Raw genomic sequence first — 14,863 nt, 5'->3', positions numbered from 1 at the left:
CTTAGGTTTCCTTTTCAAGTAGGGCACTGAGCGAGTGCCGCACCGCCTGAAACTCCTGCTCCATGTCGGTCAGCATGTCCGACGCCCCTTCGGTGCTGTCGGTGCGGCCGAGTTTTTCCATCTCCTTGCACAGGTGCGCCAGCCCGTCGGCGCCGACGTTGGCGCTGCTCGACTTGAGGCTGTGGGCGGCCTTGCGGATAATGCCGGTGTCGAGTTCGCGGATGGCCGCGCGCAGCGTCTGGAAATGCTGCGGCGTGTCGTCGACGTAGGCGTGGATCACGCGCTGCACCAGCGCGTTGCCGCTGGTGGTGCTGAGCGCGCGGATGTTGTCGAGCGCGCGCCGGTTGATGTTGGCGCCGTGCGCGGCGGCGCTGGCGGCGGCCGGCGCCGTCGTCGGCACCGTCGTCGTCGGCGCCGGCACCGGCGTCGTCGTCGGCGGCGGCGCGGCGGCGGCCCTGGCGGGCGGCGCCGCTACGGCGGCCTCGTCGTGGTGCACGGTGGCCGCGCGCGGCAGCGCGATCCAGCGGCCGATGGTCTGGCCCAGCTCATGCTGGGTGAACGGCTTGCTCAGGTAGTCGTCCATGCCGGCCGCCAGGCAAGCCTCGCGGTCGCCGTGCAGGGCGTTGGCGGTGATCGCCAGGATCGGCAGCCCGCAGGCGCGTCCGCTCATCTGGTCGAGGCGGCGGATCTCGGCGGTGGCGGCGAAGCCGTCCATGACCGGCATCTGGCAATCCATCAGAACCAGGTCGAAGTCCTCGGCCTGGACCGCGCTGAGCGCCTCGGCGCCGTCGCGGGCGCAGACGACGTCGAGGCCGAGGCCCTCGAGCATCGCCATCGCCACCTCGACGTTGACCGGGTTGTCCTCGGCCAGCAAGACCTTGCGGCGCTGGCGCGCGGCCAGCGGGCGCTGCGCGTGCGCGGCGTTCACGCGCGCGCCCTCGCTGGCGCGCAGCGGCGTGACGATGCATTCGTACAAGTCGTATTCGCGGGGCGGCTTGATCAGTTGGAAGGCAACGCCGGCCTCGCGCCGCTGCACCGTGTCGGCGGCGCCGGCGTCGCTGCTCAGCAGCAGCAGCTTGACGGCGGCGACGGCGGGGTCGGCCTTGATGGTGGCGGCCAGCGCCAGCCCGCTGGTGCGCGACAGCTCCATGTCGAGCAGCGCGACCGCGTACGGCTGGCCGCGGCGCGCCGCGGCGTCGAGCATCCGCAGGCAGTCGGTGGCCGAGGCGGCGCAGTCGCAGACCATGCGCCAGCTGCTCAACTGGCGTTCGAGCACCGCCCGGCTGGCCGGGTTTTCATCGACGATCAAGGCGCGTAATCCCTGGGTGGCTTTCTGGTTGAATGACGGATCGTCGAAGTCGACGCGGCGCTTATCGAAATTTACCGTGAACCAAAAGACCGACCCTTGCGTTAACGCATTGTCGATACCGATTTTTCCGCCCATCAGTTCGATCAATTGCTTCGAAATCGCCAAGCCCAGGCCGGTGCCGCCGTGCTTGCGCGTGGTCGAGCCGTCGGCTTGCGAGAACGAGTTGAAGATGTGTTTTTGCGCCTCGCTGGAGACGCCGACGCCGCTGTCGTGCACCTCGACGCGCAGGCCGACGCTCTGGCCGTCCTCGGCGGTGACGCGGACCTTGACGGTGATGTTGCCGCGGTCGGTGAACTTGACGGCGTTGCCGAGCAGGTTCACCAGCACCTGGCGCAGCCGGTTCGGGTCGCCGCAAATGGCCAGCGGGATGTCGTTGGCGATGGCGAATTCGAGGCGCAGGCCCTTGGCCTGGGCCTGCGGCGTAAACACGTACTCGACGTCGTCGAGCAGCTCGCGGAAATTGAAGTGGATGTATTCGACGGTGAGCTTGCCGGCCTCGATCTTGGAAAAATCGAGGATGTCGTTGATGATCACCAAGAGGTTCTCGCCGGAGCGCTTGACGGCCGTGGTGTAGTGGCGCTGCTGCTCGGAAAGTTCGCTGCCCAGCAGCAGCTCGGTCATGCCCAGCACGCCGTTCATCGGCGTGCGGATCTCGTGGCTCATCGTGGCCAGGAAGGCGCTCTTGGCGTGGCTGGCCGCCTCGGCCGCGTTCTTGGCCTTTTCCAGCTGCTCGGTGCGCACGCCGACCTGGCGCTCAAGCTGGTCGCGGTAGTTGGCCAGGGTGGCGTCGCGGCTCTCGATTTGCGCCAGCATGGCGTTGAAGCTGTCGATCAGCGTGCCCAGCTCGTCGCTGCGGCGGTGCGCGATGCGGTGGGTATACGTGTGGCTGTCGGTGACCTTTTGCGCCGCGTTGATCAGCTTGGTGATCGGCTCGGTGATGATGTTGCGAAAGCGCCCCGTCAGCAGCAGCGCGCCGGCAAACGCCAGCAGGGTGGCGCCGGCGATCGCGCTCAGCTGGGTCATCAGGCTGCGCCAGATATCGCTCAGGTCGGCCTCCAGCATGACGGTGCCGACGACGGCGTCGTCGAGGTTCCTGACGGGCCGGTACAGGCGGATCACCGGCGCCCAGAACGGCCCCGTGTCGGCGCTGATGATCACCGGCGCCAACTGGAGCTGCTCCTGCAACTGGGCGTCCAGCGGCGCCAGCTCCGGCGGCTCGTCGGCGCCGGCCTGGTAGCGGGCGAACGGGCTGCCGTTGACGTCGAACAGCGCGGCGCGCGCAATTTCGTCCTTGATGCTGAGCGCCTGCAGGCTTTGCTGGGCCTGCTTGCGGTCCTTCGTCAGCAGCGCCTTGGTATTGCTGGCGCCGATCACCCCGGCCAGCGACAGCAACTGCCGGCGCTCGCTGCCCTTGTAGCTGAGCATCGAGGCCAGCGCGAAGGCGATAAACACCAGCAACAGCGCGCCGCCGGTCGACAACATGGAAAACAGCGTGAGCTTCTGGCTGATGCTGGAGCGGTCGAATTTATGCATGGGCGGCCTGCGGTTCGCTGCCGGCGGCCGATAGCGCGGGTGGCCGGCGCGACCGGCGGGACGTCAAGAAGCAATGGTGGCGCGAAATCTCCATGATAGGCAAGCCGTGGGTAAGGCGGTGGGTGGGGAAGGTGGCGGGCGCAACGACAGCGTCGCCGTAGGGAAAATATAGGCGGGAACGCCGGGCGCGGCATTGAGGCGCGTCAACTATGCGCGCAAGCAAGGGCGGCGCAACAACGCCGGGGCCGGGTCTCGATATCGCGGGTTTTACTCAAGGCCGGCAGGCCGACCATCAGCCGCGCGCTTTGGCCCAGGTAGCGGCCGGCCTTGGCGATGTCGTCGAACATCATGGCGCCGCCGGCATCGCCTGGAACGCGCTTTCCCTGGCCCTCGGCGCCGCCTGGGCGCGCGCCGCCAGCACGGTGCGCGCGCCGAAGAACAGTACGCTGAGCACGACCAGCATGAAGAAGCCGGCCAGCGAGGCGTCGAGGTAGTCGTTGAAGATGATTTGCCGCATTTGCGCGAGCGACTTGGCCGGCGCCAGCAGTGCGCCCCGGTCCAGCGCCGCCGCGTATTTCCGCGCGTGCGCCAGGAAGCCGATGCGCGCGTTGGCGTCGAGGCGCACGGTCGAAACGCACGGTCTGAACATCAAGCGCAAGCTGGGCATCGAAGGGCAGGCCGTTTTGAGCAAATTCGCCGTCGAGTACGGCGCCGGCATGTAAGATCACCTGGTCGCGCAACGGCGTGCGCCGCCGCAGCCGACGCGGCACTTGCGCAACAGCATGTAAAAACTGCTAGGATATTGCTAGAATAAAAATGTTCCCACGGATAGATTCGGATAGAATGGCCGGGCTTGATCTCATGCCGACCCCGTGCGCCCGTAAAATGGTTGCCATTGATCAATGGTTGAATTAACATGGCTTTCTACCCACACCGAGATACCGATGTCCGCGTCTGAATCAAGCCCGTTCCCATTGGCGGGTATACAAGCCGTCGCCAACGCCCACAACGAGTGGGTGGCCGTCAGCGTGCACCTGCCGCCCGACGCCGGCGACGCCATCGCGGCGTTGACGACGCTGCTCGGTTACCCCGACGTCTTCGCGGCCCTGGCGCCGCTTGACTGCATCATTCCAATCGCCGACCCGCTGGCGATCGGCGCTGGGCTGCTGGAGGTGTTGCCGGCCCAGCGCATCCTGTTCCGCGTGCCCACCGAGCTGTGCGCCGAGAAACCGGTGCAAGCCAAATGCAAGGCGCTGACCGACGAGGGCTACCGCATCGTTGCCGACGGCGCCGGCGGCATCGCCGCGGCCCAGGCCGGCGCGCGCGCGCTCAGCTTCAACGGCGCGGCCGAGCTGCCGCAGGCGTTCCAGCTGATGCTGATGCCCGGCCCGCACCTGGCGCGCAACGTCGACACCGCCGCGCGCCTGGCGCAATGCCGCGCGCTGGGCTTCGGCTGGTTCGCCGGCGACTACGCGCTGGACGCGGCCAAGGCCGGCGGCGCCGGCGACGACGGCACCTCGCGCAAACGCCTGCTGGCGTTGCTGGGCCTGTTGGCGCGCGACGCCGACTCGCGCGAACTCGAAACCCTGCTCAAGCAAGACCCGGCGCTGTCCTACCACCTGCTGAAACTGGTGAATTCGGCCGCCTTCGCGATGAGCAGCCCGATCAACAACTTCGGCCAAGCCATCAACATGCTGGGCCGGCGCCAACTGCAGCGCTGGCTGCAACTGCTGCTGTACGCGCGCCAGCACGACGACGGCGGCGCCAACGCGCTGCTGCCGCTGGCGGCGGTGCGCGCGGCGCAAATGGAAATGCTGAGCAAGATCAACGGCGGCGACCGCGACCAGCAAGACCTGGCCTTCATGGCCGGCGTGTTCTCGCTGCTCGACGTGCTGTTGGGCATGCCGATGCGCGACATCGTCGGCGCGCTCAACCTCGCCCCCGACATCGAAGCGGCGCTGCTCGAGCGCGCCGGTCCGCTGGGCGCGATGCTGGCGCTGACCGAGCAACACATCGTCAGCGCCGCCGCGCTCGACGCCGTCGGCATCGACGCCGAAACCTACTGGCGCAGCCTGTTGCAAGCCTACCACTGGGCCATCCAGGTCAGCCGGAACCTCTAACCATGCTCGACCACCCGGTGTCCGACTTCCTCGCCAGCAGCGCCGCCCTATGCGACGCGGTGCTGCGTTTGCGCGGCCCGGCGCTGGCCGAGGAACTGGGGCGCATCGCCCGCAACGTCTTGTCGAGCCCGTACGGCCTGTACCAGGCGGCGGCGGCCGCCGACGGCGCCGCCGAGCCGGTGTGGGCCGCGGCCACGCTGTGCCTGGCGCAAGACATCGTCTACGAGCGCCAAGGCTTCGGGCGCTACCTCGTCGGCGGGCGCCAGTCCTACGACGACAACGACCGCCAACGCCTGGCCAGCCTGGCCGCGCTGACGGCCAGCGTGCTGCAAGTGCACGCGCTGGCGCAACGCTCGACCAACGCCTACGCCCAGGTCGAGGCGCAACTGCGCCAGCAATCGCAAATCCTCGACCAGATCCACGAATCGGTGCTGACGATGGACCAGAGCGGCTTCATCACCAGCTGGAACAAGGGCGCCGAGCGGCTGTTCGGCTACAGCGAATGCGAAGCGCTGGGGCAAAACATCCTCTTCCTGTACGAGGACGAGGACACCGCCTTCCACGACGCCTTCGTCGAGCAGGGCGGGCGCCTGATGGAAGTGCGCCGGCGCAAGAAGTCGGGCGAAGTGTTCTGGGCCAGCCTGTCGCTGTCGCCGCTGTACGACATGGAAGAGCGGGCCGTCGGCCTGATCGCCTACCTGAGCGACATCACCGAGCGCAAGCAGGCCGAAGAGCGCCTGCACCACCTGGCCTATTACGACGCGCTGACCGGCCTGCCCAACCGCACCCTGCTGACCAAACTGCTGGACCAGGCGCTGACGGTCGCGCAGCGCGGAAAAATGCTCGGTTGCGTCCTGTTCATCGACCTGAACCGCTTCAAGTTGATCAACGACACGCTGGGACGGCGCATCGGCGACGAACTGCTGCGCCAGATTTCGCTGCGTTTTCGCAGCGCGCTGCGCGACCCGGACCTGGTGGCGCGCCTGGGCGGCGACGAATTCGCCGTCGGCCTGTTCGACATCAGCCAGCACTTCGAGGCCAGCATGGTCGCGCAGAAACTGCTGGCCTCGCTGGTACAACCGTTCCTGATCGAAGGCCACGACCTGCGCGTCGGCGCCAGCATCGGCATCAGCGTCTATCCGCAGGACGGCAGCGACGCCGAAACCCTGCTGCGCCTGGCCGACATCGCCATGTACCGGGCCAAGCAAGCCGGCCACGGCGAAGAGGAGAGCGTCACCTTCTACAGCCAGGACATGAACCAGGGCATGCAGGAACGCATGCGCCTGGAGATCGGCCTGCGCCACGCGCTCGGCCACGGCCAGCTGCTGCTGCACTACCAGCCCAAGTTCGCGCTGGCGAGCGGACGCATCATCGGCGCCGAGGCGCTGGTGCGCTGGCACCACCCCGAGCGCGGCATGATCCCGCCGGTCGAATTCATCCCGCTGGCCGAGGCCACCGGGCTGGTGGTGCAGGTCGGCGAATGGGTGCTGGAGGCGGCGTGCGCGCAGGCGCAAAGCTGGAAGCTGGCCGGCTTGCCGCCGATCCGCCTGGCGGTCAACGTCTCGGCGCGCGAATTCACGGCGGCGTTGCCGGGCCGCGTCAGCGAAACGCTGGAGCGCTACGGACTGGAGCCGTGCTGGCTGGAGCTGGAAATCACCGAAAGCACCTTGATGCACAACATCGACCGGGTCATCGGCATCATGGACCGCATCACCGCGCTGGGCGTGGCGCTGTCGCTGGACGATTTCGGCACCGGTTATTCCAGCCTGTCGTACCTGAAGCGCTTCCCTATCGACACGCTGAAAATCGACCGCTCGTTTACCACCGGTATCCCGGGCGACACCAACGATTGCGCCATCGCCAGCACCATCATCAGCATTGCCCAGCAACTGCGGCACAAGGTTATTGCCGAGGGCGTCGAGACGGTCGAACAATTGGCGTTTTTGAAAAGCGCCGGCTGCGACCAGGTGCAGGGCTATTTGTTCTCGCGGCCGCTGCCGGCGCTGGAATTCGAGCGCGCGCTGCGGCAAAACTGGGATCTAGACGGTTGAGCGGGGGCCGCGCGGGCACTTTTTCGCGCAAAGGGCGGCAATCGGCGAGGTGCGTACTGGCGCCGCGGCGTTGTTTAGGTATAATGCTGCACAGCAGGAAGCGTGGCCGAGCGGTTGAAGGCACCAGTCTTGAAAACTGGCGACGGGTTACACTGTTCGTGAGTTCGAATCTCACCGCTTCCGCCAAGAAATAAATAAACCGCCGCCAGGCGGTTTTTTTTATTTCTTGGCGGAAGCGAGTGGAGCGCCTGCGCGCTCCACGCGTGAGATTCGAAGGGCTGGGCGTACTTCGCCCAGCCCTCTCCGAATCGGCCGACTGCCACGCGCGTAGCGCGTGGCCTTGCGCGCCGAGGGCGCGCTCGCAAAAAATACTCAAAATCAAGATCAGCCAAAAGCAACTGGCCGCAGATCATAGAAAAGTGTCGGCGCTGCTGACACAAATGCTTTGGATGCACACTTTTATCATTCTCGCGCGGATGAACGGGCATTTTATCTGTGCCGTCGACAAAGCCGAGGTTGCCTTCGTGCTGCATGCAGGGCGATTGCATGAAGGATCAGATTGCCAGGCCCAACACCTTGCCAAGGTAGTCGGCGTTCCAGCCCGCCTTTAGGCGCTTGGAGGCGACGCCGAGCTTCGTCGTTTTCTCGTTTTTCAGCAGGTTGAGGGCAATGCGGCGCAGGATAGCGAAATTTTGCGCCGCGTCGCCAACGCGCACGCGGCAGCCGTCCTCGCGAAATGCGACGTCCAGCACCCAATGCATGCTGTTTTCGATGCCCCAGTGCGCCCGTACTGTTTTGCCCAACATTGCAGCCTTGGCCGGCAAGCTGCTGATGTAATAGCGGCGTTCAACGCTGGCTGTTCCGGTGCTGTTTCGCCCGATGATTTTGCGCGTCGACTCGATCATGATGAGACTTTGCAGCCCGCTCCAATGCTGTTTTTGCTGAACGAGCCAAGCGATGTCGTTGGTGACAAGGCAGCGCCGGGTTTCGATCCGTCCGTGATCTTTTTCGGTCTGGATGTGCTCCCAGAATGGACGATCCATCTTGCCTGCGTCGGCGGCGTCGAACCACAGCTTGACGGCTTCGGCCAAGACGGGCTGGTTGTCCTTCACACCCAGAACATAGTCGGCGCCGCTGGCAACGATCTTGGCGGCGATGTCGCGCTGGCACCCCATCGCGTCGATTGTGATGATGGCGCCTTTGACGTCCAGGGTATCCAATAATTCCGGTATCGCGGTGATCTCGTTGCTCTTGTCGGCGGTCCGAACCTGCCCAAGTGTGACGCCGCTCGCGCTGCTCCACGCCGACACCAGATGAATGGCGCTCTGTTTGCCATCGTGTGAACCACGCACGCATTTGCCATCGATGGCAATGTGCTGCCCTTCAAGCGACGGACACAGTGCGCCCATCCAGCGTACAAAACACGATTCGAACTGCTTCGCGTCAAGCAGGGAAAAAACGCGTCCGAAGGTGTCGTGCGAGGCGATGCCATTGGCGAACGGCCGGTACTGACGCAGCCACTCGAGCTTCATTTCGCTCCATTCCACAACCGTGGTCCAGCTTTCCGCTCCACTGATGACGGCGCAGATCGCGGCCAGCAGCAATTCGTCCAGTTGATATGCGCACTCGCGCGCGCGCGGATCGCGTAATTCATCGAATGCTTCCAGCAGCGACATCGGTCCGATTGTCATTTTTCTCGCCCAAATATCGAGAGTAAACGCCTTTTTCAAAGAGTTTACAAGCGATACCTACAAGCTGTGCTCATCGCCTCGGCTCCGCCTTCATGCAATCGCCCTGAGTGCTGCATGCTGCCGAACATGTAGTTCGGGTGTAGCGTTTCAAACGGCGTCTGCACGCGCAGCAGGGCGACGTCGGCCTCCTGCGGCGTGGCGACGACGGTGTAGCCGTATTGCTGCGCCACTGCCGCGCTGATGCCGTACAAATACACCTTCTTGACGCTGGCCGCCAGCGGCAGCACCTTTTGCTTGCTCTCCAGCAGCACCAGCGAGCGGCGCTGCGCGCCCAGCCCTTCCTTCACGAAGTCGGTGTTGCCGAACAGCCCCTGGCGGAATTTTTGCAGCAGGATGCGGCGCGCCGACTGCGCCAGCCGCGCCTCGCTCAGCGTGCCTTGCCGCACCGCCGCGACCAGTTCGCTGGCATCGCGCTCGCCGTCGAACTGGTCCATGCCCGTCTCGACGGCGCGCACGAAACGGGCGCGCCGGCCCGCGTCCTCCATGCCCCACGGCGTGCCGAAGCCGATGAAGGGCGGCGCCACGCCGGCCGGCGTGCCGTTGCGGCAGTTGCTGTCGCAGTCGGAGGTGATGCCCCAGTCGGACAGGATGACGCCGTCGAAGCCGTATTTGCCGCGCAGCAGATCGGTCAGCAGCGGCTTGCTGAAGCCGGCGCCCACCTTGTCGAGCTTGATGCCGTCGACGCTGATATCGCCGTCGGGCAGCGCGTAGGTCGGCATCACCGAGCCCACCTTCGCCGCGAACTCGCCTTCGAAGGGCTTCAGGTGGTAGGCGAAGTTGTTGCCCGGATAGCTCATGAAGCGGCCGTAGTAATTGTGGCTGTCGAAGCCTTCCTGGGTGGCGCCGTAGCCGGCCCAGTGCTTGACCATGGCGACCACGCTGCCGTCGCGCACGCCGGTGGCGCCGCCTTGGAAACCTTCGATATAGGCCTGCACCATGCGCTTGGCCAGCTCGGCGTCCTCGCCGAAGGTGCCGTTGATGCGCGACCAGCGCGGCTCCGTCGCCAGGTCAGCCTGCGGCGAGAGCGCCTGGGTGATGCCGACGGCCAGGTATTCCTGGCGCGCGGCGTCGCCGAAGCGTCGCACCAGGTCGGCGCTGCCGATGCCGGCCAGACCGAGCGCCTCCGGCCATTGCGAGAAGCCGGTGTCGGCCGCGCTGGCGCCACGCCATGGTCGCTGCGGCGCATGCTACGGCAGGAAAGCAGCACCTTCAGCGCGCTGGAGCTGAAGGTGAAAAGCGACGAGGCGCGCGCCTTGTTGCAAGCCGGCGCGCTCAGCGTGGCCGCCGTCAGCGACCGGCTGGGCTTCTCGTCGCAGAGCGCCTTCACGTGGTTTTTCAAGCTGCACCACCACGTGCCGCCGGCGCAGTACCGCCAAAACGCCGCGCCAGCTGGGCGCTAGCCTGGCTGCCGGGCGAGCGCCGCTAAAGGTCGGCGTTGTGATAGCCGCGCTGCCACGCTTCCACCTCGAAGGCGTTAGAAGACAGGAAGGCACGCATGCGCTCGAAGCGCCTGACGGTCTGGCGACGGAACACGTGGTGTACAAGCGGTTCGAGCAACCATCGCAGCAGGCGCGGGCCGGTTTCGATGTTGTAGGTGTAAATTAAGATCGAGCCGCCGCCGGCAGCGGGCTCATGTTTCATCGAGGCTGCCCATCGGGAGAAGGGAAAGGACGTGCCGAGCATGCGCGCCGCAGCCAGGTGCGGCCGCTGGTAACTGACGAATTTGGTGCGCATCGACAGGGCGCGCAACAGGCCGCCGCCGGCATTGGCGCTGACCGCGCCGACGTAAGGACAAGGCGCGCCGCTATCGACCTCGGTGTGCGACACCAAACTGTCCCAGCGCCCACGCCACTGGTGGTAGTGAAAAACGTCAAACACTACCTCGCACGAGGCAGGCATGGGAAATGCGATGCGATCATGCGCCATGGCGCTTCGCCCGTCGATTCAGCCGGCCTTTTCGGAGACCGGGCAGATTGGTCAGCAGTACCACGACCACATCAGCGTCAAGCTGGACGACTTCGTCGATCAAGTTCTTGATCATCTTTTTCTTTATAGGTTCGCACTTGCGACATTACTCATGGACACACTGGCAGAAGAAGTATCTGCTGCAACGCAGACGATAGCAAGGCACGACCCGGAGCACAACGCCCAACTGCGCGGCACTCGAAATTTTCGCCACTCGATGTAAAACCTTGATCCCCGTCGGGGGGCAGATAGCATCCATTCACTTGGACTTGGCCTGCATCAACGCGCGCCTCGACCACTTGGGTGTTCGCCTGGAACGTATCGAACGCCACCTCGACTTGACCGACGCGCGACAAGCGCGCTAGCGCGGATCGGCTTTTGAACGCTCGAACCGATAACGTCTTCTTCCTCTAGGAAGTCAAGGCTACTATGCCACTCGTCGTTCATTTGACGAACATCAGGAACAATTGCTTGTATTTGCTTTATTGCCACTATTTATTTTATGAAATATAATAAGATCATGCCAATTCATTCGGAGGGGTGAATGACTACGCTAAGGTTCGCGCGCTTATACACATGATGTCTAACCGTTGCGTACATTCAAAAACCTTACACGAGAGTTATACCATGGCACTGTTAGCGAAACCAAATCTTCAACTGGTCTACGTATCTGATATTGAACGTTCAACGACTTTTTACAAAACAATTTTCAACGCCGAAGCAATATTTGCAAGCCCCCGCTACGTGGCATTTTCAGCTGGTGGCGAGGCCTTGTTTGCCATTTGGACGGGCGGGGAAAAACCGGACGTTACAGCGCCGCGGTTTTCTGAAATCGGCATTATGTTGCCAACTGGTAAAGATGTGCTCAGTCTTTTTGAAGTATGGCAACAGAACCCCGACATAAAAATCACCCGCGAACCGTACACCGAAGTCTTTGGCCTGACCTTCCTCGCCGAAGACCCAGATGGTCATATTATTCGAGTCTGTCCAGTCGATTGAGTTGTTTGTACACTGCATCATAATCGCGGTGGCCGTGTGCGGTAGGCCTGTTCGGTGGGTACGTTCCTGTACCCATCCAAGCTAGCCTTGCCGGCGTTATTCCGACGCGACCGCCGCTTTCCGCTGGCGCCGCTTGACGCGCCACAGCATCGGTCCGAGCGCGCCGACGACCAGCAACACCGGCCAGATGCCGGCCAACGCCAGGAGAAGCTCCAACAAACCCTCCCAGCCGCCGCGTAGCCGCTCGCCCAACTGGTTGAAGAAGCCGGGGCCGAACTGGCGGTACAGGCTGCTGACGTCGACGCGCTCGGTCTGCAGCACCTTCGATGGCTGATACAGCGTCACGTCGATGGTGCTAAAAGCAACCTGGTCCTCGAATTCCTTTTTCGCGATATGGGCGGCATCACGCGCTGCCTTGACATCGTTACGGGTGGCAATCGCATCCGTTTTTTGTACCAGCTTGCCGCCGTCCTTGACCGCCTGCCCCAGCTCACTCTGGGTTTCCTGGTTGCGCATCATGTCCAGTTGTTGACGCAACAGGTCGAGTTGCGCGTCGCGCGCGGAGAAACTGCGCTGATCCAGGAACATGATATGGCCGACAATGGCGTGCAGGAACTCCTGGGTCTTGGCACTGGGTACTCGCACGATCAAATGCCCCTGCACCGTATGTTCGCTCAGTTCCATCAATTTCCCATTGCCGATCGGATAGCTCAGCGTGCCGACGCTCTCGGCGCTGATGTCGTTCTTGACCACGAAGCCGCCATGGCTGCCGACGGTGTCCTCGATGCCCAGCGCGGCGACATAGACATCCTTGACGCGAAAGCGGGCACTCGCGGTGCGGATGAATTGGCGTTCGCTGTCGGCGTAGGTGGCCGCGCTGGAACCGATTTGCTGAGAAGTAGTCGCGGCGGTGACAGCCTTCTCGGGCGCCGCTGGCGCCGCCCGCGCGGACAGGCCAGCCGCGGGGCGCGCGCTTTCCTGCATTTTCCCCTCGACGGCCGGCGCCGCGGAGGGCGCTTCTTCTTTTTTCGCGCATGACGCGAGCAAGACCATCAGCGTGATATAGCCGGCGGCGCGGGTACGGTTCTTCAGGTCCATCATGGCAGTCCTTGCTGTAATCGATCGAAAAAAACGCGGCTGCGTAAGCCGCAACGTTGCCGTGAATAAGTGACAAGTGCTTGTCATGACAATGAAGCGTTACGGGAAGGGAAAAAGGGTTAAGCACGACAATATAAATCCAAGGCATCCCGCCAATCTGGGCGCCTGCCGCCAGCTGGCCGGCAAGAACGTGCGCGTCATCTCGGCGATAGAAAACTCGCCGGCCGACCGGACCGGGGTGCGGGCCGGCGACGTCATGGTCAACATCGACGGCCCCGCCGCCGAAGCGGGCGCCGGCGCCGCGACGAACAGGCAATTGAGCAAGCGCCTGCGCGGCGCGGCCGGATCGGTGGTCACGCTGGCGCTGATGCGTCCCGGCCAGGGCCGACGCGCGCTTGACAGGGGTCGGGCCGGTGCTGCAAAATCGGCAACATCAAGGTCGCCCCGACCGGCGCCGGCCCGGCCCCGGCGCCGACATTCCGCCACCGATTCCTATCCCATGCCAAAAACCGCCCTCGCCATGCTCATCGCCTTGCTGCATTGCGGCGCGTCGGGCGCGCCGACCTCGCCGTTCTCCATTCCCCAAAAAATGCAAGGCGTGTGGGGGAACACGCCGGCCGCCTGCAACGGCGATGTCCTCGCCGATAGTTCCGGTTACGAAATCGACGCGGAAGTCATCCGGCAGCTGGATGAAAATTGCCGCGTCGTCAAGGTGAAGCGGGAAAGCGCCACGGCGCTGACGGCGGACTTCAGTTGTTCGTGGTCGGACGCGCCGTTCCCCAAGACCCTGGCCTTGAGCTTGTCCGCCGACGACAGCCGTTTGCAGGTCGGTGATCGGCGATTGGTACGCTGCAAGAGCGCAAAATGATGGACACGCAACGCTTGCAGCGGGCCTGCGCCGCCTTGCCCGGCGCCGAGCGGCGCCTGTACGGGGCGCCGTCGAACATCCTGGTCTATTCGGTGGGCGACAAAAAATTCGCCTACTTCAAGACCAGCGAACCGGAGGCGTGGCGCTTCAGCCTGCGCGTCAGCGCCGAGCGCTTTGTCGAGCTGACCGGCGTGCCCGGCATTAAGCCGGCGCGCTACATGGGGCGCTTCCACTGGGTCACCATCGTCCACGTCGCCTGCCTGCCGCAGGACTACCTGCTGGAACTGCTGGCATGGTCGCATCAGCGCGCGTTGGCGTCGCTGAGCAAGGCGCGCCAAGCCGAGTTGACGGGCGCGCCGACGGAATAGGGCGGGCGCAGGCCGGGGCGGTGTTAAACTACGCCCCTTACACTCCATTTAGACAGCCATGACGAACAAAAAACAGCCTCCTGCCAAAAAGCCAGTCGCAGTGAAGGTGGCCGTTGCGCGCGCCAAAAAGCCTGCCGCGGCGAAGCCCGTTGCCGACGCCGTCGAGGCGCCCGTGGGACGCCCGGAAAACCCGTTTATCAGCCCCGAGTTCTTTGCGCGCATGCGCGACTACACCGAGCGCGACGCGGCTTTTTCGAAAGAGTTGAAGGCGATCGCCGAACGCGGCGCCAGCAAGCTGAGCACCGACGCCCGCGTGGCGCCGTCGCTGCAGGCGATGCGCGGCGTGGTGAAAAAAGGCTTGCCGCTCAAGGATATGTTCGAGCGTATCGTGCTGGGCGTTGAAAAAGGCCTGTGGGAACCATGGCTGAGCGCGTTCGGCTTCGAACTGCGCGGCGTCAACTACGCCAAGACCGGCGAGCGCAACGCCCGTCTGGCGCTCGACATCAGCCTGGCCTCGAAGGCCAACACCGCGTTCGCCAACGCCGGCGTCGCCAACTGGCGCAGCCTGGTGGTGGAAGACTGCGCCCAGGTGCAAGTCGAAAAACCGGGCGAGAAAACACCGGCCAAGGCCTACGCCATTTTCTACCTCGACGCCGCGCCCAAGTAAGCGTCGCCGCCGCCCGGCGGCTCAGGGAACACCAAGTGTCAGGACGCCCCGCCGGCCGGCGGGGTCTGCGTTCG

General features: G+C 64.4%; 13 protein-coding genes, 1 tRNA gene and 3 pseudogenes. 10 read left to right on the top strand and 7 right to left on the bottom strand.

Annotation, left to right across the window (positions count from 1 at the left end; translation table 11 throughout):
• Nucleotide 1: 1 nt before the first annotated feature.
• The 3 genes and pseudogenes from JANGC3_RS0112040 to JANGC3_RS0112030 form a co-directional block, all read right to left on the bottom strand.
• On the bottom strand, nt 2-2,902 hold the full coding sequence (locus JANGC3_RS0112040; RefSeq protein WP_017876743.1) for a hybrid sensor histidine kinase/response regulator: 2,901 nt from the start codon (nt 2,900-2,902) through the stop codon (nt 2-4).
• Nucleotides 2,903-3,105: 203 nt separating this feature from the next.
• Nucleotides 3,106-3,252 carry a hypothetical protein gene (locus tag JANGC3_RS32645; RefSeq protein ID WP_157406583.1) on the bottom strand — a complete coding sequence of 49 codons (147 nt, stop codon included), beginning with the start codon at nt 3,250-3,252 and terminating at the stop codon, nt 3,106-3,108.
• Nucleotides 3,249-3,518, bottom strand: a pseudogene (locus JANGC3_RS0112030) (carbon starvation protein A); the annotation flags it as partial. The gene JANGC3_RS32645 and the pseudogene JANGC3_RS0112030, both read right to left, overlap by 4 nt.
• Here JANGC3_RS0112030 and JANGC3_RS33725 point away from each other — a divergent pair.
• From JANGC3_RS33725 to JANGC3_RS0112010, 4 genes and pseudogenes are all read left to right on the top strand, one after another.
• Nucleotides 3,517-3,624: pseudogene (locus tag JANGC3_RS33725) on the top strand (DNA-binding response regulator); the annotation flags it as partial. The pseudogenes JANGC3_RS0112030 and JANGC3_RS33725 overlap by 2 nt on opposite strands.
• 222 nt (nt 3,625-3,846) lie before the next feature.
• Complete coding sequence (locus JANGC3_RS0112020) at nt 3,847-5,022, top strand: HDOD domain-containing protein (protein WP_026132884.1); 1,176 nt, start codon at nt 3,847-3,849, stop codon at nt 5,020-5,022.
• 2 nt (nt 5,023-5,024) lie between these two features.
• The gene (locus JANGC3_RS0112015; RefSeq protein WP_017876738.1) at nt 5,025-7,073 is read left to right on the top strand and encodes a putative bifunctional diguanylate cyclase/phosphodiesterase; all 2,049 of its coding nucleotides are present in this window, start codon (nt 5,025-5,027) and stop codon (nt 7,071-7,073) included.
• Nucleotides 7,074-7,169: 96 nt separating this feature from the next.
• Nucleotides 7,170-7,259, top strand: a tRNA-Ser gene (locus tag JANGC3_RS0112010).
• A gap of 368 nt (nt 7,260-7,627) precedes the next feature.
• Here the strand turns inward: JANGC3_RS0112010 and JANGC3_RS0112005 are convergent.
• Together JANGC3_RS0112005 and JANGC3_RS29170 are read right to left on the bottom strand one after the other, a co-directional pair.
• Nucleotides 7,628-8,749 carry an ISAs1 family transposase gene (locus JANGC3_RS0112005; protein ID WP_017876737.1) on the bottom strand — a complete coding sequence of 374 codons (1,122 nt, stop codon included), beginning with the start codon at nt 8,747-8,749 and terminating at the stop codon, nt 7,628-7,630.
• 59 nt (nt 8,750-8,808) lie between these two features.
• Nucleotides 8,809-9,948, bottom strand: a pseudogene (locus tag JANGC3_RS29170) (glycoside hydrolase family 3 protein); the annotation flags it as partial.
• Between the two features lie 60 nt (nt 9,949-10,008).
• Here JANGC3_RS29170 and JANGC3_RS0111995 point away from each other — a divergent pair.
• Nucleotides 10,009-10,224, top strand: coding sequence for a helix-turn-helix domain-containing protein (locus JANGC3_RS0111995; RefSeq protein WP_017876735.1), 216 nt, complete (start codon nt 10,009-10,011; stop codon nt 10,222-10,224).
• Nucleotides 10,225-10,246: 22 nt separating this feature from the next.
• On the opposite strand, the gene JANGC3_RS0111990 is transcribed toward JANGC3_RS0111995, so the two are convergent.
• Nucleotides 10,247-10,723: an SRPBCC family protein gene (locus tag JANGC3_RS0111990; protein WP_327076117.1), complete on the bottom strand. Its 477-nt coding sequence runs from the start codon at nt 10,721-10,723 to the stop codon at nt 10,247-10,249.
• Between JANGC3_RS0111990 and JANGC3_RS0111985 the strand changes: the two genes are divergently transcribed.
• Nucleotides 10,722-11,012 (top strand): hypothetical protein, encoded by a 291-nt coding sequence (locus tag JANGC3_RS0111985; RefSeq protein ID WP_198292020.1) that lies wholly within the window; start codon nt 10,722-10,724, stop codon nt 11,010-11,012. The genes JANGC3_RS0111990 and JANGC3_RS0111985 overlap by 2 nt on opposite strands.
• A 404-nt stretch (nt 11,013-11,416) precedes the next feature.
• Entirely contained in the window at nt 11,417-11,788 is a 372-nt protein-coding gene (locus tag JANGC3_RS31525) for a VOC family protein (RefSeq protein ID WP_081611837.1), read from the top strand.
• A gap of 96 nt (nt 11,789-11,884) precedes the next feature.
• Here the strand turns inward: JANGC3_RS31525 and JANGC3_RS0111975 are convergent, their stop codons facing one another.
• Nucleotides 11,885-12,889: a DUF4349 domain-containing protein gene (locus JANGC3_RS0111975; protein WP_017876731.1), complete on the bottom strand. Its 1,005-nt coding sequence runs from the start codon at nt 12,887-12,889 to the stop codon at nt 11,885-11,887.
• A gap of 82 nt (nt 12,890-12,971) precedes the next feature.
• Here JANGC3_RS0111975 and JANGC3_RS32640 point away from each other — a divergent pair, with 82 nt between their 5' ends.
• From JANGC3_RS32640 to JANGC3_RS0111960, 3 genes are all read left to right on the top strand, one after another.
• On the top strand, nt 12,972-13,754 hold the full coding sequence (locus JANGC3_RS32640; protein WP_157406582.1) for a hypothetical protein: 783 nt from the start codon (nt 12,972-12,974) through the stop codon (nt 13,752-13,754).
• Nucleotides 13,751-14,122, top strand: a complete 372-nt coding sequence (locus tag JANGC3_RS0111965) for an MmcQ/YjbR family DNA-binding protein (RefSeq protein ID WP_232429693.1) — start codon at nt 13,751-13,753, stop codon at nt 14,120-14,122. Before JANGC3_RS32640 ends, JANGC3_RS0111965 begins: the two co-directional genes overlap by 4 nt.
• Before the next feature lie 172 nt (nt 14,123-14,294).
• Nucleotides 14,295-14,789, top strand: a complete 495-nt coding sequence (locus JANGC3_RS0111960) for a hypothetical protein (protein ID WP_035788606.1) — start codon at nt 14,295-14,297, stop codon at nt 14,787-14,789.
• Nucleotides 14,790-14,863 lie beyond the last annotated feature (74 nt).

Source organism: Janthinobacterium sp. CG3, from assembly GCF_000344615.1.
Taxonomy (GTDB): domain Bacteria; phylum Pseudomonadota; class Gammaproteobacteria; order Burkholderiales; family Burkholderiaceae_D; genus Janthinobacterium.
Note: the sequence above shows the minus strand (reverse complement) of the source record. Positions and strands in the feature narration are given on the sequence as shown.

Excerpts from the sequence above, each read along its gene's own strand:
- JANGC3_RS0112040 (WP_017876743.1), bottom strand. The coding sequence starts at position 2,902 with ATGCATAAATTCGACCGCTCCAGCATCAGCCAGAAGCTCACGCTGTTT.
- JANGC3_RS32645 (WP_157406583.1), bottom strand. The coding sequence starts at position 3,252 with ATGATGTTCGACGACATCGCCAAGGCCGGCCGCTACCTGGGCCAAAGC.
- JANGC3_RS0112020 (WP_026132884.1), top strand. The coding sequence starts at position 3,847 with ATGTCCGCGTCTGAATCAAGCCCGTTCCCATTGGCGGGTATACAAGCC.
- JANGC3_RS0112015 (WP_017876738.1), top strand. The coding sequence starts at position 5,025 with ATGCTCGACCACCCGGTGTCCGACTTCCTCGCCAGCAGCGCCGCCCTA.
- JANGC3_RS0112005 (WP_017876737.1), bottom strand. The coding sequence starts at position 8,749 with ATGTCGCTGCTGGAAGCATTCGATGAATTACGCGATCCGCGCGCGCGC.
- JANGC3_RS0111995 (WP_017876735.1), top strand. The coding sequence starts at position 10,009 with ATGCTACGGCAGGAAAGCAGCACCTTCAGCGCGCTGGAGCTGAAGGTG.
- JANGC3_RS0111985 (WP_198292020.1), top strand. The coding sequence starts at position 10,722 with ATGGGAAATGCGATGCGATCATGCGCCATGGCGCTTCGCCCGTCGATT.
- JANGC3_RS0111990 (WP_327076117.1), bottom strand. The coding sequence starts at position 10,723 with ATGCCTGCCTCGTGCGAGGTAGTGTTTGACGTTTTTCACTACCACCAG.
- JANGC3_RS31525 (WP_081611837.1), top strand. The coding sequence starts at position 11,417 with ATGGCACTGTTAGCGAAACCAAATCTTCAACTGGTCTACGTATCTGAT.
- JANGC3_RS0111975 (WP_017876731.1), bottom strand. The coding sequence starts at position 12,889 with ATGATGGACCTGAAGAACCGTACCCGCGCCGCCGGCTATATCACGCTG.
- JANGC3_RS32640 (WP_157406582.1), top strand. The coding sequence starts at position 12,972 with ATGACAATGAAGCGTTACGGGAAGGGAAAAAGGGTTAAGCACGACAAT.
- JANGC3_RS0111965 (WP_232429693.1), top strand. The coding sequence starts at position 13,751 with ATGATGGACACGCAACGCTTGCAGCGGGCCTGCGCCGCCTTGCCCGGC.